Annotated in this window: 1 rRNA gene (only partly in view); it reads left to right on the forward strand. The window is 56.5% G+C overall.

The features are described from left to right. Positions 1-356: ribosomal RNA gene (locus ASF69_RS10460) — 16S ribosomal RNA — on the forward strand (its annotated part extends 764 nt beyond the left edge of the window); the annotation flags it as partial.

Here is a 356-nt window from a genome sequence, read left to right on the forward strand (position 1 = left end):
ACCTTAGTTGCCATCATTCAGTTGGGCACTTTAAGGTAACCGCCGGTGATAAGCCGGAGGAAGGTGGGGATGACGTCAAGTCCTCATGGCCCTTACGCGCTGGGCTACACACGTGCTACAATGGCGGTGACAGTGGGCAGCAAGCACGCGAGTGTGAGCTAATCTCCAAAAGCCGTCTCAGTTCGGATTGTTCTCTGCAACTCGAGAGCATGAAGGCGGAATCGCTAGTAATCGCGGATCAGCATGCCGCGGTGAATACGTTCCCAGGCCTTGTACACACCGCCCGTCACACCATGGGAGTTGGATTCACCCGAAGGCGTTGCGCTAACTCAGCAATGAGAGGCAGGCGACCACGG

The organism is Rhizobium sp. Leaf311, from assembly GCF_001423445.1.
Taxonomy (GTDB): Bacteria; Pseudomonadota; Alphaproteobacteria; order Rhizobiales; family Rhizobiaceae; genus Agrobacterium.